Source organism: Bradyrhizobium sp. NBAIM08 (genome assembly GCF_020193935.1).
GTDB lineage: Bacteria > Pseudomonadota > Alphaproteobacteria > Rhizobiales > Xanthobacteraceae > Bradyrhizobium > Bradyrhizobium yuanmingense.
In genome coordinates this window covers 691,814-711,394 of the sequence record NZ_JADYVR010000002.1, presented here as the reverse complement: position 1 = coordinate 711,394, position 19,581 = coordinate 691,814, and the positions used below count along the sequence as shown (strand labels likewise).

Here is a 19,581-nt window from a genome sequence, read left to right as displayed (position 1 = left end):
GTCGCTGGACATCGACGACCATGTTCGCCCTGACGTTTCTCGGGACATCGGCGAGCGTTCCCTCGGCGGAGCGCAACCATCCGGCACTCCTTGTGGAAGCCGCAGGCAAGCGCGTCCTGGTCGATTGCGGCGAGGGCACGCAGCGCCAGCTGCTGCGCAGCGGCGCCGGCTTCCGGCGGCTCGACCGCGTCCTGCTCACCCACGCCCATCTCGACCACGTGCTCGGCATCCCCGGATTATTCTCGACGCTCGGCTTGCGGCAGACGTCCGCGATAATGACCGTTCACGGCGGCGCGGGCACGCTCGACCTCGTCACCCGCATGCTCGCCGGCCTGTGGGGCGCGGGCAGGGCGCCGATCGCCGTCCAGTTCGAAGCGCTGACCGAGGGACGAGCTATCGATACCGGTGAATTCGCCGTTGACTGTTTTCCGGTGCGCCACCGCGACACCGACAGCTTCGGCTTCATCTTCCAAAGCCCCGCGCGCCGTCATCTGCGGCCTGATCGCCTCATCGCGCTGGGTGTCCCCGACGGTCCGTTGCGCGGCGAGTTGGCCGCCGGCCGACCGATCGTGCTTGCCGACCGAACTATCGATCCGGAAGACGTCCTCGGTCCGCCGAGCGGCGGCAGCAAGCTCGTCGTGATCGGCGACACCGAGACCACCGATGGATTGTCGCAATACGTGGCCGGCGCCGACATGCTGGTGATCGAGGCGACGTTCCTCGATCGCGACGCGCCGACCGCGCGGAATTACGGCCATCTCACCGCGGCAGAAGCGGCCTCCTTTGCCGCCGCGAACGAGGTCGGACAGCTCGTGCTGACGCATATGTCGGGACGCTACGAAGACGCAGAGATTCTCGCCGAGGCGGCAAAAATCTTCCCGAACACCCGGATCGCCGCAGACTTCGACCACATCGTCGTCTGATCAAACGCGCCCTGACCCGATCCGTCCACCGCAGCGCTTGCCAGCCCAGATGCGAGCGGGTAGAAGGCTGCCACGCCTGAGCCGCGATTAGCGCGATGCGCTTCCCGGCCACAGTCGAACAAATCAAGCAGGCCTTTGAATTTGTTCGACTATTCCGTTGGGGAATGGTGTAACGGTAGCACAACAGACTCTGACTCTGTTTGTCTTGGTTCGAATCCAGGTTCCCCAGCCATTGGCGCTAAGGTCAACTAAATCAATAAGTTAGCGCGCCGCAAGCCTCAAAAATCGTAACATCTCGTAACAGACCACCGTAACGTTACGTCAGCGAATCTGCCATAATTTCGCTCCAATTCCTGGCGTAAGCTTATGTCGATCTAAGGCGGATTTGCGCAATTTTCGATCGCGCAGTCTTCCCACCGAAGCACACACAGAAACCGTCCCCTCGCTCGCCTAACCGGCGGGCCAGCCCTGTGTCGTGCTCGTTTGTCTTTCGCGTCCCGCCTCAAATCTCTTCTCGGTATCGAGACCAAAGCCGCGCCCAGCCTCGCTGACGGCAGCGGATTCTATTTCGACCTGTTCGGCGCGACCTCAACGCTCGCTGGTGTGACCGTCACACCCCATAGCGCTATGACGTGCGCGCCCGTTGCGTGCGCAGTCCGCTCGATCTCCGAAGCGGCCGGCTCACTCCCGATTCACGTTTACAAGAAGCTTCCGGACGGCGGCAAAGAGAAGGCCACCGACCATCCGCTCTATAAGCTCTTGCACGACGCGCCGAATAGCTTTGCGCCCGCCGCGTTGTTTCGCACCCAGGTCATGGCCGACGCGCTGTTGCAGCCACACGGAGGCTTTGCGCTCATCAATCGCGTTGACGGTGGCAAGCCCGCTGAATTGATCCGGCTCGACCCACAAACCCAATCTGTTGCCGTCGATACCAGCGACGTAGAACCGACCTACAAACTGAATGGCCGGCAGATCGACGGTGCGGACCTGATCCATATTCCGACGCCGGCCTACGATGCACGCAAGGGCCTTGTCGGCGAAGGTCGCGAGATCATCGCGCTTGCGCTTGTCCTGGAACGTCATGCCTCCCGACTGTTCGGCAATGGCGCTAGGCCTTCCGGCGTTCTCAGCTTGAAGGGCACCGTTACGCCCGACGCGCTTGGCAAGGCCAAGGCCGCGTGGCAGGCCACGCTCCGCAGCACGACGCAACGCAACGAACGCCCTTCCTGGTGTGTCTCCCGCCAGGAGGGGTTTCCTTTCTCTGGAGGCAATGGAGAGACATCAGTATGTCCTTTAAGCCAGAGAAAGCCGATCACGCCGCGGTCGACGAGTTCCTGGAAAACGTCCTCGACACCTATAAGGCCGGGGACGCCGATCGTGCTACATGTGTGGGCGTCATCGCCCATGCAATGGTAGCGGCGGCGATCGGCAACGAAACGGAGTTCAAAAACTACATCCGGTTGCCGGGAGAGACGCTTTTCGAGGGCGTCTGATAAGCAAGACTAGGTGACGACCCGCGCCGTTTCTATTGCCCAAAATCGTCCCTCGCGCTTAGATTGCGCGGGGGATTCGAGATGCTCGACTTAAATGAAAAGCTGAAAGCGCGATTGATCGCTACTCTAGGCGAAGTGCTGCCCAGCGTGGAGGTGCTCCATGGTAAGTTCCTTACTAGCAGAAATCGAGTAGCTCTTATCAAGCTAGATGAAGCGCTGCCGGGCCACGGGCCTCTTCGGGAAAGGCTCGCTCGTTACATTGATGCCGACTTCCCGGCAATGACCTTTATCTTTGATTTGTTGCAGTATGAACTGGCGATCGAGGAGTATACGGACGATTCGAAAAAGCTCAGCGAGATAGTCGGCTTCGAGGATGCCACAGCGAATGCAACACGACTGATAAATGCTTTTGACTCCCTTCCGTGGCGATACGCGTTATCCATCGCCCTCCCAAAAGACGTGTCCGACCTTTTGGGAAGCGTCGTCGTGGACGAATCGCTTGGACCAAACTTGCGACTGGTCAAAGCCACGAAGGACTTCTCTGGCAAATACCCTTTAAATCATACGGACAAGAAGAGGCATGAGAGCATCCATCGGCCCAGTTTGCTGTTCGGGCCGGAGGAGGAGAGCTACATAGAGAACGCAGTCTATCTTCAAATTGATACGGAGGGCTTTATTGGCCCTTATGGTGGCTCATCGCCTGCAATCCAGGCTGAGCGTGTTCTGAAATCCTTTCTCGGCCTAGCTTTGGCGCTGCGGCTAGTGAAAGTGGCGAACGTGGTCCACGGATCGCCGCCCACGCGTTCTTTCTTTGTCCATAAGAATGAGGGCGATGCGTGGACAATCCACGCAAAGATCGACCTCGACAGAGATCCATCGCGCTTGCTTGCGGAAATCGAGCCTAACGAGATGTTCTCGAGTGCCAGCGAAGAACGAAAGGTTGCATTAGTAAAACTCATTCTCGATGAGCTGAAAGCGGTTTTTTCGGCCGGTGAGAAGGCAGAGACAATTCTGTTGGGTGCGGAGTGGTTGTTTGAGAGCTATGGAGTGCAAGACCGCCGACTTAGCTACGTTCAGTCCATGGTTGTCTTGGAGGTCTTGCTTGGTGACAAGGCAACATCCGATGTAATCGGACTTGGTCAGTTGCTTCGAAACCGATGTGCCTACCTTATCGGGAAAACTCACGATGAGCGTCGCACTCTTTTGAAAGAGTTCGATGAGATCTATGCAGTTCGCTCGCAGATTGTTCATCGCGGGAAGGCAAATCTAAATTTTAAAGAGCGCCTGCTGTCTGGCAAGCTCCGAGATATTTGCAACCGCGTCATCCAACGTGAGGTTGATCTGTTGAGGGGCAAATAGCTCTATGGTGAATGACTTAATCTAGACCTGCGAACGACACGGCCTCAATCATTGCCACGCGATCTCGAAGCGGCCCTTCCGGCAGGACACCATAACGTCCCGTGGTGCTTGCCTTGGTGTGCCCCAGCAACACAGCATGCTGCTCATCCAGGTAACCGGCCGCGCGGAAGGCGTCTGCAACGTTGTGGCGGAAGCTATGGAAGTTGTTCGATCGATCCGACTTTACGCCGATCGTGCGGAAATAGTCATTGAAGAACGTTGACGGCTTGCCGCTGATGTATCCGCGAGCGTCCGCCTTGATCTCCGGGAATAGCCGGTCTCCAAACGCCTTCATGCGCGCGTGGAACTTCAGGAAGCCCAGCTCGATCAGCTTTGAATGTATCGGCACAACGCGCATCGATCCTTCCGTCTTGGTCGACTTGCCGCCAGCGCCTTCCTCGGTGATATGGAAAATCCACACCCCATGCAGTTGCCGCACGTCGGCGACCATCAACTGGCAAATCTCACCGAGCCGCGCGCCCGAATAGATCGCGATTAGCGGAATCCAGTAACGCCAGTCGCGAATCTCGACGTCGCCGGCCTGATGCTCCAGCTTCTCGCCGGCGCAGCGGTGGAAGAGGGGAGAACCAAAGATCGTCTTTAGCTGGGTCTCAGTGTAGGGCAGCACCGTCTTTTTCTTGCGATCGACCTCCAGATACATTCCGAGCATGACATCCTCGCGGACGTAGTCATTGGCAAGCAGCCAGCTACAGAAGCCACCCAGGGCCGCGAGGTAGCGGTTGATTGTCTTGTGCTGGATCACTGGCTTGCCCACGACCTTGTTCCGCTCGATCACGTCCCGGAAGGACAGGCCACGAAACTCCCGCGCCTCGATCGCCTTCACCGGCCATTCGAACAGTTTGTCCTTCCACTCCCGGACGTTTTTTCGGTTGAAGGTCGATATGTGGGCTTTGCCGCCGACGAAGTCGTCAAAGAGGGCAACCACCTTGCGATTTGACTGCCAGGTGTCGGCGGAAACCCGACCGGGTTTCTCTCGTGCGTAGCGATCGAATAGCTCCAGGATCTGCTCGCCCTTGGGCGGATCAAACACGGTGGGCTGTTGCACCACCTTGTCTTTAGGCGCGCCAGAGAAGTCGCCCTGGTCGCGCTCGACCGTGCGCGCCAACCCCTCCAGCTCTGCGCGCTGAAGCCCATGGGCGAGCTTCCGGTATTCGGGCGTGCCCGGATCGATGCCCAGCCGGCGGGCCTCGATCACCTGCTCAACTACGTCCGCAATCAGCTTGGTCTCGCCGCGGGCGGCGTCGGCTTTCATTTGTGCGAGGCGTGCGGCGCGCTCACGCTGGTTGTTATCGAACCGGTCCCGCAGTTCCTCATAGATGCGATAGGCCGATATGCTCTGCTCGCCGAATTCGTCCTCCAGGTATTTCCAGATCGCGTCCAGGTCGTCGTTAGTGGGGAGGGATTGCCGGAACTTCTCATCGGTCGTGATCAGCTCCAGATAGCGGCGCCAGATCGCATCTTGAAGCTCGGCCTCGGTCAACTGCTTCGGCCGACGCAGCTCGGCGAACATGTTCTCCCATTCGTCCAGGACCGGCCTGGACAACCGGCGGGCCTCGCGAGCGTCCGACGTGTTGAGACTCTTCCAAAGCTCTTTGCGGGGCTTTCCAGGCTTGCCCATTCTCACCTGGAGATCGCGCGGCACGGCTACCCGGACGTAATAATTTCGGCTTCCAGGCCGCCGAACAACGTTGGTCGAAACGCTCAATGGGAATCTCCGGGGTGGTCGTGACGTAACACCCCGACGTATCACATGTGCTCGTTTTAGACAGCAAAAACAAAAAGATATGGCGCGTCAATAATTTAGGAAGAACGGAATTTCCTCCAGGTTCCCCAGCCAGTTCCGGGCGCTTTCCCAAGGTATGGTTCCGGTCCTGGGCAGGATGGCAGGCAGGTTGATGGGCTGCCTCGTTGCTCGCGACGGTTTGCCTCACCTAGTATTTGCGTTTCCAAGTCGGATCGCCGCGCGCTGTATCGTCCTTGGGCTGGACAACCCAAGGAGATCCACAAATGCCCTATGTCGATGGTTTCGTTCTCGCCGTGCCGAAGGACAATATCGAGGCCTACAAGGCGCTGGCGACGCAAGCCTGCGCCATCTGGATGGAGCACGGCGCGCTCGACTACGTCGAATGCATCGGCGACGACGTTCCCTATGGCGAGCTCACCTCGTTTCCGCGCGCTGTGATCGCGAAGGAGGACGAGGTCGTGGTGTTCGCCTGGATCGTCTATCGGGACCGCGAGAGCCGCGATGCCATCAACAAGAAGGTGATGGCGGACCCGCGCATCAAGTTCGAGGGCATGCCGTTCGACGGCAAGCGCATGATCTATGGCGGCTTCACGACGCTGCTTCGGGCGAGTGACATCGTGACGTGAGGCGTGCCTGCTACTTGATCTTGTCGTAGGCCGCCGCGAAATCGCCGAGCGGCATCGGGATCGCGATGGTCTCCTTGGCCATGTTCTGAAAAGAGACCTTCAGCTGCTTGCCCGACCGCAAGGCGGCGAGCAGGTCCGGCGCAACCGGGGTCGAGGCGTAGCAGCCGCGATTCTCGCAGGTCTGGATCTGGAGATCGAACGTCTTGCCTTCGTCGATCTGGAGCTTGGCCCCGACCGGAAGGTTGAGGCCGAGCGGCAATTGCAGAAGCGCGATCGGCGTGCGGGTGTCGGGCGCGATGCGGATGTTGATCAGGACGACGGTCTGGCCCGTCTTGGTCAGCACCGCGTTCTGCTCCATCGCGCATTCGAGCGGCGCGTCGCGGTTTGCGCTGGTGCAGCGGACGATCCAGCCGGGCTGTCCGGAAGCACCGTCAGCCTGCGCCTGTGTCGGGGCAGGCGCGGGCTGCGCGGCCGGGGCGGGCGCGGCGTTCTTCTTGGCGCCCTGCTGGGCGTGTGCTGCGCCCGCTGACAACAGGACAGCAGCGACAAGGGCGACAAGTCTGGATTGCACAGGCATGGGAAACCGCATTTGCGAACCGGGGTCTCGCTGTAGCGTCGCGGCAGGCGCGGCGCAAGCTTACTCGGCGGCTTCCTTGACGCTGCCGTGCTCGGGCGTCTCCTCGCCTTCGTCGTCCGAACGGCCCCAGGTCGAGAACCAGTTGTTGAGCTTGTCGAGGTAGAGATAGACGACCGGCGTGGTGAACAGCGTCAGCGCCTGGCTGACGATCAGGCCGCCGACCATGGCGTAGCCGAGCGGCTGGCGGATTTCGGCGCCGGTGCCGTGGCCGAGCATGAGGGGCACGCCGCCGAGCAGGGCCGCCATCGTCGTCATCATGATCGGGCGGAAGCGCAGCAGTGCGGCCTGGCGGATCGATTCCTCCGGCGTCTTGTGCTCGTCGCGCTCGGCGGCAATCGCGAAGTCCACCATCATGATGCCGTTCTTCTTCACGATGCCGATCAGGAGGATGATGCCGATCAGCGCGATCAGGCTGAAGTCGAATCCGGCCGCCATCAGGATCGCGAGCGCGCCGACGCCGGCCGAGGGTAGCGTCGACAGAATCGTGATCGGATGGATGTAGCTCTCGTAGAGAATGCCGAGGATCAGATAGACCACGACCAGCGCGGCGAGGATCAGGAGCGGCACGGTGCCGAGCGATTGCTGGAACGCCTGCGCGGTGCCCTGGAAGCTCGAATTCAGCGTGGGCGGCGTCCCGAGCTCCGCCATCGCCTTCTGCACGGCCTCGGTGGCCTGGCCGAGCGCGACGCCTTGCGCGAGATTGAAGCTGATCGTGATCGACGGGAACTGGCCTTGATGGCTGATCGAGAGCGGGCGGACCGGATCGGTGGTCCAGCTCGCGAAGGTCGACAGCGGCACCTGGTCGCCGGTCAGCGGCGATTTCACATAGAGCTTGTTTAGCGTCTCGAGATCGCCCTGCATCTCCGGCAGGACTTCCAGAATCACCTTGTAGGTGTTGAGCTGCGTGAAATATTGCGTGACCTGCCGCTGTCCGAAGGAATCATACAGCGTATCGTCGATCAGCTGGGGCTGGATGCCGTAGCGGGCGGCGGTGTCGCGGTTGATCTTGAGCTGGACCGTCGTGCCCTGCGTCTGCTGGTCGGTCGCGACGTCGCGCAGCTCCGGCAGTGTCTGCATCTTGCCAAGGATCTTCGGCGCCCATTCGTTCAGCTCGTCCAGATTGGCGTCTTGCAGCGTGAATTCGAACTGAGTGCGCGTGGGTCGACCGCCGAGCCGCACGTCCTGGGCCGCCTGCATGTAGAGGCGGGCGCCCTGGACCTTGTCGAACTGCGGACGCAGACGCGCGATGATCTGCTGGGCCGAAGCGTCACGCTCATTGCGCGGCTTCAGCGTGATGAACAGGTTGCCGTTGTTGCCGGCACGGCCGCTGCCGCCGATCGACATGGCAACGCTGGCAACGTCGGGATCGGCCAGGATGATCTTGCCGAGTTGCTCCTGGCGTCTCACCATCTCCTTGAACGAGATGTCCTGCGAGGCTTCGGACGTGGCCGTGATCAGGCCGACGTCCTGCTGCGGGAAGAAGCCCTTGGGGATCAGCACGAACAGGTAGATCGACAGGCCGAGCGTGACGAAGAAGATCGCGAGCGTGGTGCGCCGCCAGGCGAGGGCGTGATCGAGCACATATTCGTAGCCGCGCAGCATCGCGTCGAAGGCGCGCTCGCTCCATTGATAGAAGCGGCCGTGCTGCACCTCACCATGGGCACGCAGGAAGCGTGAGGCCATCATCGGTGTCAGCGTCAGCGATACGAACATCGAAACGAAGATAGTCATCGCCAGCACCACGGCGAATTCGCGGAACAGGCGCCCGATAATGCCGCCCATCAGGAGCAGCGGGATCAGCACCGCGACCAGCGAGATGCTGATGGAGACGATCGTGAAGCCGATTTCCTTGGAGCCCTTGAAGGCGGCCTCCATCGGCGAGTCGCCTTCCTCGATGTAACGCGTGATGTTCTCGAGCATTACGATGGCGTCGTCGACCACGAAACCGACCGCGATGGTGAGCGCCATCAGCGACAGATTGTCGAGCGAATAGCCGACCGGCCACATCAGGGCGCACGCGCCCAGCAGCGCCAGCGGGACCGTGACGGTAGGAATGACCGTCGCCCAGAAGCTGCGCAGGAAGATGAAGATGACCATGACCACGAGCACAATGGTCAAGAGCAGCGTGAACTGGACGTCCTCGACCGCGGCACGGATGGTCGCGGTGCGGTCGCTGATGAGCTCGATCTTGATCGCGGGCGGGATCGCCGCCACGAGACGAGGGAGGGTCGCCTTGATCCTGTCGACGGTTTCGATGACGTTGGCGCCGGGCTGCTTGAAGATCACCAGGAACACGCCGCGCTTGCCGTTGGCCCACGCCGCCTGCTTGGCGTCTTCGGCAGCGGTGACCGCTTGGCCGATATCGCGGATTCGCAACGGAGCGCCGTTGCGATAGGCGATGATGACGTCGTTCCAGTCCTTCGCGTGAGTGAGCTGGTCGTTGGCGTAGATCGTATAGGCCCGCTTCTCGCCGTCGATATTGCCCTTGGGGCTGTCGACCGTGGTGATCGCGATCTGGCTGCGGATGTCCTCCATCGACAAGCCCTTGGCGACCAGCTTTGCGGGATCGACCTGAATGCGGATCGAGGGTTTCTGCTGGCCGCCGATGAAGACCTGGGCGACGCCCGAGAGCTGGCTGATCTGCTGGGCGAGCTGGGTGTCGACGGCATCGCTGACGCTGGTCAGCGGCAGCGTCTCCGACGTCGCCGACAGTAGCAGGATCGGCGCGTCGGCGGGGTTGACCTTGCGGTAGGTCGGGGGCGACGGCAGGTTCCTCGGCAACTGGCCGCTGGCCGCGTTGATGGCACCCTGTACGTCGTTGGCGGCGCCGTCGATGTTGCGGTTGAGGTCGAATTGGATGGTGATCGACGCCGTGCCCAGATAGCTCGTCGAGGTCATCTGCGCGATGCCAGGAATCTGGGCGAATTGCCGCTCGAGCGGCTGCGCCACCGACGAAGCCATGGTCTCGGGGCTGCCGCCGGGCAAATTGGCGGTGACCTGAATGGTCGGAAAGTCCACCTGCGGCAGGGGCGCGACCGGGAGCAGGGGATAGGCGACCAGGCCGACGAAGAGAATGCCGGCCATCAGCAGCGAGGTGCCGATGGGATATCGGATGAAAGGCGCCGAAATCCCGCCGCCGATCATTGCTGTCGAACCTTGTTCTGGGTCGGATCCGAGCTTGCTACCGCCGTCGACACCAGGCTTCCGGGCTGCACCTTGAACTGTCCGCCGACGATCACCTGCTGACCGGGGCTCAATCCTTCCTCGATGACCGAATGACCGTCGATGCCATAGCTGACCTTGATCTTGTGCAGTTCGGCCTTGTTGTCCTGGTTGACCGTATAGGCATAGAGTCCGTTGGTGGAGCGCTGGACCGCGTCATCCGGAACGACGGTCGCATCCTTCAGCGTTCGCACCAGGAGCCGCGTCGAGACCGATTGCCCCGGCCACAGCGTTCTTTCCTTGTTGTCGAACACCGCCTTGAGCCGGATCGTGCCGCTGGTCGCGTCGACCTGGTTGTTGATCACCGCGAGCTTGCCCTCGGCCAGCGTCCTCTTGCCGTCGGTGGTGAAGGCGATCACCTTGAGCGCGCCGGCCTTCTGGCCCTCGCTGATATAGGGGAGCTGGTCTTCCGGCGCGGTGAAGATCACGGCGATCGGCTCGACCTGCGAGATCGTGACGATGGCGGTCTGCGACGAAGCGTTGACGATGTTGCCGACGTCGACCTGACGCAGGCCTGCCACGCCGGTGATCGGCGCCTTGATCTGGGTGTAATCGAGCTGGGTCTGGGCGTTGGAGATCGCGGCATCGTCGGCGGCGATCTGGGCGGTGAGCTGAGCGACGGTGGAGCGCTGTGTGTCGACGCGCTGGGCGGTGGCGAATTCGCCGAGCTTCGTGGCGCGCTGGAGCTCGAGATTGGCGTTGGCGAGACTGGCCTCGTCCTGCGCCTTCTTGGCCTTGGCTTGGTCGAGCGTGGCCTGATAGGGGCGGGGATCGATCGAAACCAGGAGATCGCCCTGCTTGACGATCTGGCCTTCCCTAAATTCGAGCTTGTCGATCTGGCCATCCACACGGCTTCGGACCTGGACCGTGTTAAAGCCCTGAACCGTGCCGAGACCAGTGAGATAGACCGGAAAGTCGGTCTTCTGAACCGGCGCAACGCTGACCGGGACGGCGGAGGGGCGAGGCAGGCCTTTTTGTGCGGTCTGGGTTTTTCCCGCCTCGGACGTGCCGAATTTCTGCCAACCATAATAGCCCGCAGAAGCCACGGCCGCGATGATCAGAAGCCAAAGGATCGGCCGGGACTTGTTCATGTCGTCTCGTGTCGGCTCGTATGCCCTCGGCTATGAATATCGGGGCAATCGTACGGTTCCAGCATGATGTATAATACACGCCAACTTCCAGAGTAAACAGCACTATCGGGTGAGAATCCTAAACAATTGGAAAGCTTTGCACCGTGTAGGCAGCTCGTTGGCGCGGCGACGTGCAATGCCGCGTTTTCCCGCCGCGATCGGCCGGCGTGCAAGTCTTGCGCAGCACGCGGAGCAGTGTGCTCGGGACCGATCGGCCCCGCGCCGCGCTACCTTTCGGATCTGCCGCAAGAACGGTTCTAAGTCGCCTCGTAGCCGTTTCGGTTACCATGGATTTCGGCATCGTCCATTTCGGCGCCGCAGCGACGGAGCAAAGCATGGACGAGCTGAACGGCAAGCTGATCGCGTGCCAGATTCTGATCAAGGGGTTGATCGCGCGTGTCGCCAACGAGCAGCGCGATCCCTTGTGCTTCCTCACCGACTTTCGCGACGAGATCAAAGCCGTTGTCAACGGCGCCAACATCGCCGGCATGGACAGCACCGATCGCGTGCGCGCCGTTGCGAAGACCGTCGACGAGTTGCTGTGGCTGATGAAACCCAGAGCGGCGATCGAGTGCCCAGCAATCGATTTGCGTTTAGGACGCATCCTTCGCTCAGAGAGCGGGGCAGTTTAGAATCGTTTTGATCTTGATCTATTCAAGGGTTCTCGCGAACGGCACGCATTGACCCGCAATTGTGTGGCCGATACCAACAGGCGACATTCGTTCGACGCGTGTGAACGACAGGAATTGGAGGGCCTTGTGCTCTATCCTCCAGCACCTCTCGTCGCCCCCGTGACCAGGGGGACGCGGGTTGCGTCTTTCTTCTGGCTTCAGAGCATGATACGGGACGATCAAGCCCGGAGCATGATCTATGGCCTCGACACCGCGATACAGGCGCTGGTGGAACGGCTCGGGCGTGACGATCCCGAAACGGTCAAATTGACGGGTATCTATCACAGTCTCATTCGCTACTGGGCCGAAGTATGAAGACCATCTCCTTTCAAGCAAGCCTTGCCGCAGCCTTGATGCTGGCGTCTGCCTGGCTCGCATCCCCCGTTTCCGCCCAGACGCAGAGCCCGCCGGCACCGGCCCCATCGACGGCTCAGCCGTCCGCTGCCGGGACCGTCCCCCCGGCAGCTGCGCCTGCGGCCTCGACGGCTCCCGCCGTCGTGGGCGCCGCCCCGGTGGCCGCCAATCCCGCGGGTGCGAAGCCCGAGGCTGCGGCCATGAAGGAATTGTCGCCCTGGGTGATGTTCATGTCGGCGGACGTCATCGTGAAGGCGGTGATGATCGGGCTCGCCTTCGCTTCGCTGATGACCTGGACCGTCTTCATCGCCAAGTCGATCGAGCTGTCGGTCGCCTACGGCAAGCTGCGTGCGGCGTTGAAGAAGATTGCGGAGGCGCGCTCGCTTGCCGAAGCGCAGATGGCGCTCGGCACCAAGGAGGGCATCCTGCCGTCGTTCCTTGCGGCGGCGTTGCGCGAAGCGCGGATGTCGGCTGGCCTGTCCAGCGATGCCGGCATCAAGGAACGCGCCGCCTCGAGCTTTTCCGAGATCGTGCGCGCGGAGCAACGGCGCATCCGGATCGGCATGGGCGTGCTCGCGACCATCGGCTCGACCTCGCCCTTCGTCGGCCTGTTCGGCACGGTCTGGGGCATCATGAACAGCTTCATCGGCATCTCGAAGTCGCAGACCACGAACCTCGCCGTGGTCGCGCCCGGCATCGCCGAGGCGCTGCTCGCCACCGCGATCGGCCTCGTCGCCGCCATTCCCGCCGTCATCATCTACAACCACTTCTCGCGCGTGACGAAAGGCTATCTCGAGCTCGTCAGCCGCGCCTCGGGCGCGGCGGGGCGACTGCTGTCGCGTGATCTCGACCGCAGCCACGGCAGCGTGCATTCGCGCGCGGCGGAGTAGACCATGGCCGTTTCGCTCGCTGACAATGATGACGACGACGATTTCTCGGAAACGCATGACATCAACGTCACGCCGTTCATCGACGTCATCCTGGTGCTGCTGATCATCTTCATGGTCGCCGCGCCGCTGTCCACGGTCGACCTGCCGATCGATCTGCCGTCGTCGAGTGCGACGCCGCAGAAGAAGCCGGACAAGCCGACCTATCTCAGCATCAAGCCCGATCTGACGCTCGCGATCGGGGAGAACGCCGTTCACCGGGCCGAGTTGATCGGAACCCTCGACGGCCTTTCCGAGATGAGCAAGGACAAGTACGTTTTCCTGCGCGCTGATCGCTCGGTGCCCTATGGCGAGTTGATGGGCGTGATGGAGCTCTTGCGCTCGGGCGGCTATACGCGGGTGAAGCTGGTCGCGCTGGAAGGCGCACCGGGGGCGCCTGTGGCAGGCGCCGCCCAGCCTTAAGAAGACGGAACGATGGCGGACGAACCGAGACCATCCCGGAAGCTCTGGATCCTGGCGGCGGCGGCCGCGCTCGCCCTGCATCTCGGCGGTGCTGCGCTCGCGCTGGCGCATTTGCACGGCGACGACGACGGCGATGGTCTCGGCGCGGCCGGAGCCGAGTTCGCCGTCGAGATGGCTTCGCCGGAGGCTCAGGAATCCGATTTGCCGACCGGACCAAACGACTCCGCGGCACAAGAGGAGCGCCCGGAGCTTCCGGAGCAGAAGGCCGAACTGAAGGAGACGGAACTTCCTCAAGATCGACCGCAAGAGGCCGAGGATCCCGATCGCATTGTCAGCGAAAAGGTTGCGAAGAAGGAGCAGGACGACGATCCGAAGGCGGCTGCCGTTGAAACGCCCGCCATGGAGGCTGCCCCAAAGCAGGTTGATATGGCCCGGCAAACGTTCGAGGACGCAACGCGCGAGGCCGAAAAGGCCCTGGCGCCGGTGGTTGGGCTCGGCAAGGACATCCTGAAGATCACGGTGGACTGGAACAAGAAAATCAGTGCGCGTATCAAGCAGCACCAGATCAATCCGGAAGGCAGAGAGAACGCCAATCAGAAGGTCACGGTGAGTTTCGCGCTCAACCGAAAGGGAAATGTGGTCTCGGTCGACGTGATCGCGTCGTCCGGCGACGCCGCCTACGATGCAGCTGCGATCTCGATGGTTCGCAAGGCGGATCCTTTCGAGCCGCCTCCGGTTCAACTGACCGAGGAGCGTTTCGAGCGCACCCTCGAGATCAGCTTCGCCCCTGAGAAATCGAAGAAGACCGCCAACAAGAAGTCGGCTCAACGCCAGTAGAGCCGGATCCCGACATAGACCACCACCAGGCAGGCGAAGATCAGCGCCACGGGCAGGGGCCGTTTCTGGGCTCCGCTGGCCGCGCCTGTCCCGAAGAAACCTGCGCTTTTCGGCTTCGGCGCCGGGCGCCGGAAAGCGGTAACATTATCCGCTGCCGGCTCGGCCTCGCGCGGACGGACGTCGGGCGGCTTTCCAGCGCCACCCATCTCGACGTAATAGGCCTTGTAGATCGCACCGATGGTGGCCTCGGTGGCTTCGCCTTCGCTCATCTGCGCCAGCAGGTTCCTGTAGCTGCTCAGGAACTCCTGGGCCTCCGGAGGCAGCGCGGACGCCCCATTGAGCTTAGCCATCATCTTCCAGGTGGCAAAATCGGCGCGGGCACGGGTGTCGGCGCGTCGCGCGATCAGCATATCGGCAGCTTTGACCAAGTCGGCCTCTGGCCTTTCGGCTCGTGTTCGGGTGTTCCGGTTCAACTACGCATTGCCGGTCAGGAAGAGAACAGCCTGAATCACATAACCGGTCAACGTCCGCAGTATTGCTGAAATAACATCAAGATTTAGACCTAACTGCGAGCCCGCCAGCGGCAGCAGGATCAAGAGCCCGATCAGGATCAACATACCGAACGGCTCGAGCCGGGCGAGCGGCAAGGCCAGGGGGCGCGGCAGCAGCCGGACCGCGACGCGGCCGCCGTCCAGCGGCGGGATCGGCATCATGTTGAAGACGGCCAGGATGGCGTTGATGATGAGGGCATTCTTGAGGTTGTCGGCAACCCATTTCGCCGCGCTCGCGGGCACCAGCGGCAGGGCATGGAAGGCGAGGGCGGTGGCGAGCGCCAGCAGGATGTTGGTGGCGGGTCCGGCCAGCGCTACCCAGACCATGTCGAGCCTGGGATTGTTCAGCTTGCGGAAGTTTACCGGCACCGGCTTGGCGTAGCCGAACAGGAACGGCGAATGCGCGAACAGCAGCATCGCCGGCAGGATGACGGTGCCGAACGGGTCGATATGCCTGATAGGATTGAAGCTGACGCGGCCGAGCTGCGCGGCCGTATTGTCCCCGAGCCGGTCCGCGACGAAGGCATGCGCGGCCTCATGGAAGGTGATGGCGAGCACGAGGGGAAGCACCCACACCGACAGGTCGTACAAGGAAATGTTCACAGCTCATCCATTTCGGTTAGCTAGCGGCCTTGCAACCGTCCTGACCAAACCGGCGCAGCAACGCTTCGGCTCAACATAGGGCGGCCGGTTCCGAATTGCCACGCTGCAGATGGATGCTTCGGCCGGCCGCCGTGCAGTCGCGCAAAGTCACGCCGGGATCGTCCCGGGATATTGCACCAAGCCGTCGTCGAGCTTCACCCAGGCGAGCTTTTCCGACACCCAGATGTGCTCGGTCGGCGCAAAGGCGTTACGATCATCGAAGGTGGCGAGCGCAACGCCCGCTAGCGTGCCGTTGCGGCGCCAGGCGAAAAGCCGCGTGCCGCAGCGCTTGCAGAACACGCGATCGATATTCTCCGAGGAGGCGTAGCGTGCAGTCTCGCCGTCGACGCTCAGCGCACGCTGGTCGAACTGCGCGCGGGCGAAATAGGGCGAACCCATCGCCTTTTGGCAGATGCGGCAATGGCAGATGCGGACGTTGAGCGGCTCGCCCTCCGCCTTGAACCGTACCGCGCCGCACAGGCAGCCGCCTTCCCGGATCATGATGTCCTCAATAGGTCGCCCGCCCACCGGAAATATCAAACACCGCGCCGGTCGAGAACGCGCAGTCCTCCGACGCGAGCCAGCTCACCATCGCGGCGAGCTCTTCCACCAGCACGAAGCGCCCCTTCGGGATCTTCGACAACATGAAGTCGATATGCTGCTGCGTCATCTGGTCGAAGATCGCGGTCTTCGCCGCCGCCGGTGTCACCGCGTTGACGAGGATGTCATGGGCGGCGAGCTCCTTGCCGAGCGACTTCGTCAGCGCGATCAGGCCGGCCTTGGACGCCGAATAATGCGCGGCGTTCGGGTTGCCTTCCTTGCCTGCGATCGAGGCGATGTTCACGATCCGCCCGTATTTCTGCTTGAGCATTTCGGGCACGATCGCCTTGGAGACGATGAAGGGGCCGTCGAGGTTGATGCGCAGCACCTTCCGCCATTCCTCCAGGTCCGTCTCCCACACCGGCTTGTTGACCCCGGCGATGCCGGCGTTGTTGACGAGAATGTCGATCTTGCCGAAGGCCTTGAGCGTCGCATCGCGTGCCTGCTCGACGGCCGCCGTGTCGGTGACGTCGACCTTGAAGACATTCGTTTCGCCGCCGATCTCCTTTGCCGTCTTCTCGGCCAGCGCGGCGTCAAAGTCCCAGATCGCGACCTTGGCGCCGGAGGCGACGAAGCGCTCGGTGATGGCGCGGCCAAAGCCCTGCGCGCCGCCAGTGACGATAGCGATGCGGCCGTTGAGATCGATCTTATTCATGCCGGAGGCCTTCCTGCGTCAGAGCATGTAGCCGCCGTCGACGACGAGATCGACGCCGGTGGTGAAGGCGCTCTCGTCGCTGCCGAGATAGACCGCCATCGCGGCGATCTCCTCGGCGGTGCCGAGCCGGCCCATCTTCTGGCGCGAGATGAACATCTCCTTGCCCTGCGGGCCCTGGGCTGCCGCGCGGTCGAGCATCGAAGGCGTCTCGACGGTGCCGGGACAGATCGAGTTGCAGCGGATGCCCTTGGTGATGAAGTCGAGCGCGACCGCGCGCGACAGCAGCGACACCGCCGCCTTCGACGAGCTGTAGACGTAGCGGTTCGCCGGCGGCCGCAAGGCCGCGCAGGACGAGATGTTGACGATGCTGCCGCCGCCGCCGGCGATCATGTCGGGCAGGAAGGCCTTGATGGTCCGGTGCATCGACTTGACGTTCAGGTCGAACGAGAAATCGAAATCCTCTTCCGAGCACTCCAGGATGGTGCCGTGGTGCACGAAGCCGGCGGCGTTGAGCAGGATGTCGATCTTGCCGACGCGCTTGGCGAAGGCGTTGACGTCGGCGGTGTTGCGGACGTCGAGCTTTGCGACCTCGGCGATGCCTTCCTTCGTCAGGCTCGCGATGCCGGCTTCGTTGATGTCGGTGGCGATGACGGTTGCGCCTTCACGCGCGAACGCGATGGCGCAAGCGCGCCCAATGCCTGCCGCGGCAGCCGTGACGACGGCGCGCTTTCCCTTTAGGCGGTCTGCCATGTTGTTTCTCCTGCGAATTTTCCTTCGTCATTCCGGGGCGCGCCTCTTGGCGCGAACCCGGAATCCATCGCGCCACAGCGTCGGTGGATGAATGGATTCCGGGCTCGCGACTGCGTCGCGCCCCGGAATGACCGTGTCAGTGATTGTCCCGCGCCACACCGAACGTACCGGCGACGTTCTGGTAGCGCGTGGCGAGCTCCATGCAGGCGCCGGTCGATTGCTGGCCGACGGTGTTGCGATAGATCTCCTGCCACGGCGTCTGGTTCGGCGGATGCTTGAAGCCGCCGCTGGCCTTGAGCTCGGCATGGCGCTTCTTCAGCTCCTCGTCCGAGATCAGGATGTTGGCGCTGCCCTTGTTGAGGTCGATGCGGACCTTGTCGCCGGTCTTGAGGACGGCAAGCCCGCCATTGGCGGCCGCTTCAGGCGAGGCGTTGAGGATCGAGGGCGAGCCAGAAGTGCCGGACTGGCGACCGTCGCCGATGCAGGGCAGGGACAGGATGCCGCGTTTGATCAGCGCCGCCGGCGGCTGCATGTTCACAACCTCGGCGCCACCGGGGTAGCCGATCGGGCCGGTGCCGCGGATGAACAGCACGCAGCGCTCGTCGATGTCGAGCGAGGGATCGTCGATCCGCTCGTGATAATCCTCCGGCCCCTCGAACACGATGGCGCGGCCCTCGAAGGCATTGAGGTCCTTCGGGTTGCTGAGGTAGCGGTCGCGGAATTCCTTGGAGATCACGCTTGTCTTCATGATCGCGGAATCGAACAGATTGCCCTTCAGCACCAGGAAGCCGGCGTCCTTCACCAGCGGCTTGTCGTAAGCCCAGATCACGTCGTTGTCGGGAGCGGGCGCGTTCTTGCAGTTCTCGCCGATGCCGCGGCCGTTGACCGTGACCGCGTCCTCATGGATGCGCTTGTGCTTCATCAATTCGCGCACCACGGCGGGCACGCCGCCGGCGCGGTGAAATTCCTCGCCGAGATAGAAGCCGGCCGGCTGCATGTTGACGAGGAGCGGCACGTCGTGGCCGAACTTCTGCCAGTCCTCGATCGACAGCTCGACGCCGATATGGCGGGCGAGGGCGTTGATGTGGATCGGCGCGTTGGTCGAGCCGCCGATCGCCGAATTGATCACGATGCAGTTCTCGAACGCCTTGCGGGTCAGGATGTCGGAAGGCTTCAAATCCTCCCAGACCATCTCGACGATGCGTTTTCCGGTCTCGTAAGCGATCTGGCCGCGCTCGCGATAGGGCGCCGGGATCGCCGCGCAGCCCGGCAGCGAGAAGCCGAGCGCTTCGGCAAGCCCGTTCATGGTCGAGGCCGTCCCCATGGTGTTGCAATGGCCGACCGAGGGCGCCGAGGAGGCCACGATCTCCATGAACTCTTCATAGTCGATCTCGCCGGCCGCGAGCCGCTCGCGCGATTTCCAGACGATGGTGCCGGAGCCGGTGCGCTCGCCATTGTGCCAGCCGTTCAGCATCGGGCCGCCCGACAGCACGATCGCAGGCAGGTTCACCGTCGCCGCCGCCATCATGCAGGCCGGCGTGGTCTTGTCGCAGCCGGTGGTCAGCACCACGCCGTCGAGCGGATAGCCGTAGAGAATTTCGACGAGGCCGAGATAAGCGAGGTTACGGTCGAGCGCCGCGGTCGGTCGCTTGCCGGTCTCCTGAATGGGATGGGTCGGGAATTCCATCGCGATGCCGCCGGCCTCGCGGATGCCTTCGCGGACGCGGTGCGCGAGCTCGAGATGATGGCGGTTGCAGGGGGACAGATCGTTGCCGGTCTGCGCGATGCCGATGATCGGCTTGCCGGATTGCAGCTCGGCGCGGGTGAGGCCGTAATTCAGGTAACGCTCCATGTAGAGCGCGGTCATGCCCGGATTGTGCGGGTTGTTGAACCATTCCTGCGAGCGAAGATGGCGGCGGGTACCGTTGCTGCCGGCGGCATGCCCGTTGGTTGGTTTCTTTGTCATTGGTTTCTCCTG

Annotated in this window: 18 protein-coding genes, 1 tRNA gene and 2 pseudogenes; 11 read left to right on the top strand and 10 right to left on the bottom strand. The window is 62.4% G+C overall.

The window, feature by feature from the left end:
• The first annotated feature begins 20 nt into the window (after positions 1-20).
• The 5 genes and pseudogenes from I6F37_RS09600 to I6F37_RS09580 all read left to right on the top strand — a co-directional run bounded on the left by I6F37_RS09600 (position 21) and on the right by I6F37_RS09580 (position 3,775).
• On the top strand, positions 21-923 hold the full coding sequence (locus I6F37_RS09600) for a ribonuclease Z (RefSeq protein WP_036001228.1): 903 nt from the start codon (positions 21-23) through the stop codon (positions 921-923).
• A 158-nt stretch (positions 924-1,081) separates the two neighbouring features.
• A tRNA-Gln gene (locus I6F37_RS09595) sits at positions 1,082-1,155 on the top strand.
• A gap of 395 nt (positions 1,156-1,550) precedes the next feature.
• Positions 1,551-2,069 (top strand): annotated as a pseudogene (locus tag I6F37_RS45890) (phage portal protein); the annotation flags it as partial.
• 140 nt (positions 2,070-2,209) lie between these two features.
• Complete coding sequence (locus I6F37_RS09585) at positions 2,210-2,416, top strand: hypothetical protein (RefSeq protein WP_225151167.1); 207 nt, start codon at positions 2,210-2,212, stop codon at positions 2,414-2,416.
• Positions 2,417-2,497: 81 nt separating this feature from the next.
• Entirely contained in the window at positions 2,498-3,775 is a 1,278-nt protein-coding gene (locus I6F37_RS09580) for a HEPN domain-containing protein (protein WP_225151041.1), read from the top strand.
• Between the two features lie 16 nt (positions 3,776-3,791).
• On the opposite strand, the gene I6F37_RS09575 is transcribed toward I6F37_RS09580, so the two are convergent.
• Positions 3,792-5,540: a site-specific integrase gene (locus tag I6F37_RS09575; protein WP_225151040.1), complete on the bottom strand. Its 1,749-nt coding sequence runs from the start codon at positions 5,538-5,540 to the stop codon at positions 3,792-3,794.
• A gap of 302 nt (positions 5,541-5,842) precedes the next feature.
• On the opposite strand from I6F37_RS09575, the gene I6F37_RS09570 reads away from it, so the two are divergent.
• Complete coding sequence (locus I6F37_RS09570) at positions 5,843-6,205, top strand: DUF1428 domain-containing protein (RefSeq protein WP_036001227.1); 363 nt, start codon at positions 5,843-5,845, stop codon at positions 6,203-6,205.
• A 10-nt stretch (positions 6,206-6,215) separates the two neighbouring features.
• Here the strand turns inward: I6F37_RS09570 and I6F37_RS09565 are convergent, their stop codons facing one another.
• Genes I6F37_RS09565 through I6F37_RS09555 form a run of 3 tightly spaced genes read right to left on the bottom strand, consistent with a single transcriptional unit; the run spans position 6,216 to position 11,155 of the window.
• Positions 6,216-6,782, bottom strand: a complete 567-nt coding sequence (locus I6F37_RS09565) for an invasion associated locus B family protein (protein ID WP_036001398.1) — start codon at positions 6,780-6,782, stop codon at positions 6,216-6,218.
• 60 nt (positions 6,783-6,842) lie between these two features.
• On the bottom strand, positions 6,843-9,986 hold the full coding sequence (locus tag I6F37_RS09560) for a multidrug efflux RND transporter permease subunit (protein WP_036022406.1): 3,144 nt from the start codon (positions 9,984-9,986) through the stop codon (positions 6,843-6,845).
• Complete coding sequence (locus tag I6F37_RS09555; protein ID WP_225112192.1) at positions 9,983-11,155, bottom strand: efflux RND transporter periplasmic adaptor subunit; 1,173 nt, start codon at positions 11,153-11,155, stop codon at positions 9,983-9,985. The genes I6F37_RS09560 and I6F37_RS09555 overlap by 4 nt, the downstream gene beginning before the upstream one ends.
• Positions 11,156-11,529: 374 nt before the next feature.
• Here I6F37_RS09555 and I6F37_RS09550 point away from each other — a divergent pair, with 374 nt between their 5' ends.
• The 5 genes and pseudogenes from I6F37_RS09550 (at position 11,530) to I6F37_RS09530 (ending at position 14,405) form a co-directional block, all read left to right on the top strand.
• Positions 11,530-11,826, top strand: coding sequence for a hypothetical protein (locus I6F37_RS09550; RefSeq protein ID WP_225112277.1), 297 nt, complete (start codon positions 11,530-11,532; stop codon positions 11,824-11,826).
• A 126-nt stretch (positions 11,827-11,952) separates the two neighbouring features.
• Positions 11,953-12,180 (top strand): annotated as a pseudogene (locus tag I6F37_RS09545) (PKHD-type hydroxylase); the annotation flags it as partial.
• Complete coding sequence (gene exbB, locus I6F37_RS09540) at positions 12,177-13,109, top strand: tonB-system energizer ExbB (protein WP_225151038.1); 933 nt, start codon at positions 12,177-12,179, stop codon at positions 13,107-13,109. The pseudogene I6F37_RS09545 and the gene exbB, both read left to right, overlap by 4 nt.
• A gap of 3 nt (positions 13,110-13,112) precedes the next feature.
• Entirely contained in the window at positions 13,113-13,568 is a 456-nt protein-coding gene (gene exbD / locus I6F37_RS09535; protein ID WP_225112194.1) for a TonB system transport protein ExbD, read from the top strand.
• 12 nt (positions 13,569-13,580) lie between these two features.
• Positions 13,581-14,405 carry a TonB family protein gene (locus I6F37_RS09530; RefSeq protein ID WP_036001198.1) on the top strand — a complete coding sequence of 275 codons (825 nt, stop codon included), beginning with the start codon at positions 13,581-13,583 and terminating at the stop codon, positions 14,403-14,405.
• Here the strand turns inward: I6F37_RS09530 and I6F37_RS09525 are convergent.
• From I6F37_RS09525 to I6F37_RS09500, 6 genes are all read right to left on the bottom strand, one after another.
• Entirely contained in the window at positions 14,393-14,815 is a 423-nt protein-coding gene (locus tag I6F37_RS09525; protein ID WP_036001196.1) for a hypothetical protein, read from the bottom strand. The two genes, I6F37_RS09530 and I6F37_RS09525, sit on opposite strands and share 13 nt — an antisense overlap.
• Before the next feature lie 63 nt (positions 14,816-14,878).
• On the bottom strand, positions 14,879-15,559 hold the full coding sequence (locus I6F37_RS09520; protein WP_225151036.1) for a site-2 protease family protein: 681 nt from the start codon (positions 15,557-15,559) through the stop codon (positions 14,879-14,881).
• 147 nt (positions 15,560-15,706) lie between these two features.
• Entirely contained in the window at positions 15,707-16,099 is a 393-nt protein-coding gene (locus I6F37_RS09515; RefSeq protein WP_036001190.1) for a GFA family protein, read from the bottom strand.
• Positions 16,100-16,106: 7 nt separating this feature from the next.
• Positions 16,107-16,853: an SDR family NAD(P)-dependent oxidoreductase gene (locus I6F37_RS09510; protein WP_057028884.1), complete on the bottom strand. Its 747-nt coding sequence runs from the start codon at positions 16,851-16,853 to the stop codon at positions 16,107-16,109.
• Positions 16,854-16,871: 18 nt separating this feature from the next.
• Entirely contained in the window at positions 16,872-17,603 is a 732-nt protein-coding gene (locus I6F37_RS09505; protein WP_036001186.1) for an SDR family oxidoreductase, read from the bottom strand.
• A gap of 136 nt (positions 17,604-17,739) precedes the next feature.
• Complete coding sequence (locus tag I6F37_RS09500; RefSeq protein ID WP_036001184.1) at positions 17,740-19,569, bottom strand: IlvD/Edd family dehydratase; 1,830 nt, start codon at positions 19,567-19,569, stop codon at positions 17,740-17,742.
• Positions 19,570-19,581 lie beyond the last annotated feature (12 nt).

Bases quoted from the DNA above. Each gene is read 5' to 3' on its own strand.
- I6F37_RS09600 (WP_036001228.1), top strand. From the start codon at position 21: ATGTTCGCCCTGACGTTTCTCGGGACATCGGCGAGCGTTCCCTCGGCG.
- I6F37_RS09585 (WP_225151167.1), top strand. From the start codon at position 2,210: ATGTCCTTTAAGCCAGAGAAAGCCGATCACGCCGCGGTCGACGAGTTC.
- I6F37_RS09580 (WP_225151041.1), top strand. From the start codon at position 2,498: ATGCTCGACTTAAATGAAAAGCTGAAAGCGCGATTGATCGCTACTCTA.
- I6F37_RS09570 (WP_036001227.1), top strand. From the start codon at position 5,843: ATGCCCTATGTCGATGGTTTCGTTCTCGCCGTGCCGAAGGACAATATC.
- I6F37_RS09565 (WP_036001398.1), bottom strand. From the start codon at position 6,782: ATGCCTGTGCAATCCAGACTTGTCGCCCTTGTCGCTGCTGTCCTGTTG.
- I6F37_RS09560 (WP_036022406.1), bottom strand. From the start codon at position 9,986: ATGATCGGCGGCGGGATTTCGGCGCCTTTCATCCGATATCCCATCGGC.
- I6F37_RS09555 (WP_225112192.1), bottom strand. From the start codon at position 11,155: ATGAACAAGTCCCGGCCGATCCTTTGGCTTCTGATCATCGCGGCCGTG.
- I6F37_RS09550 (WP_225112277.1), top strand. From the start codon at position 11,530: ATGGACGAGCTGAACGGCAAGCTGATCGCGTGCCAGATTCTGATCAAG.
- exbB (WP_225151038.1), top strand. From the start codon at position 12,177: ATGAAGACCATCTCCTTTCAAGCAAGCCTTGCCGCAGCCTTGATGCTG.
- exbD (WP_225112194.1), top strand. From the start codon at position 13,113: ATGGCCGTTTCGCTCGCTGACAATGATGACGACGACGATTTCTCGGAA.
- I6F37_RS09530 (WP_036001198.1), top strand. From the start codon at position 13,581: ATGGCGGACGAACCGAGACCATCCCGGAAGCTCTGGATCCTGGCGGCG.
- I6F37_RS09525 (WP_036001196.1), bottom strand. From the start codon at position 14,815: ATGCTGATCGCGCGACGCGCCGACACCCGTGCCCGCGCCGATTTTGCC.
- I6F37_RS09515 (WP_036001190.1), bottom strand. From the start codon at position 16,099: ATGATCCGGGAAGGCGGCTGCCTGTGCGGCGCGGTACGGTTCAAGGCG.
- I6F37_RS09510 (WP_057028884.1), bottom strand. From the start codon at position 16,853: ATGAATAAGATCGATCTCAACGGCCGCATCGCTATCGTCACTGGCGGC.
- I6F37_RS09505 (WP_036001186.1), bottom strand. From the start codon at position 17,603: ATGGCAGACCGCCTAAAGGGAAAGCGCGCCGTCGTCACGGCTGCCGCG.
- I6F37_RS09500 (WP_036001184.1), bottom strand. From the start codon at position 19,569: ATGACAAAGAAACCAACCAACGGGCATGCCGCCGGCAGCAACGGTACC.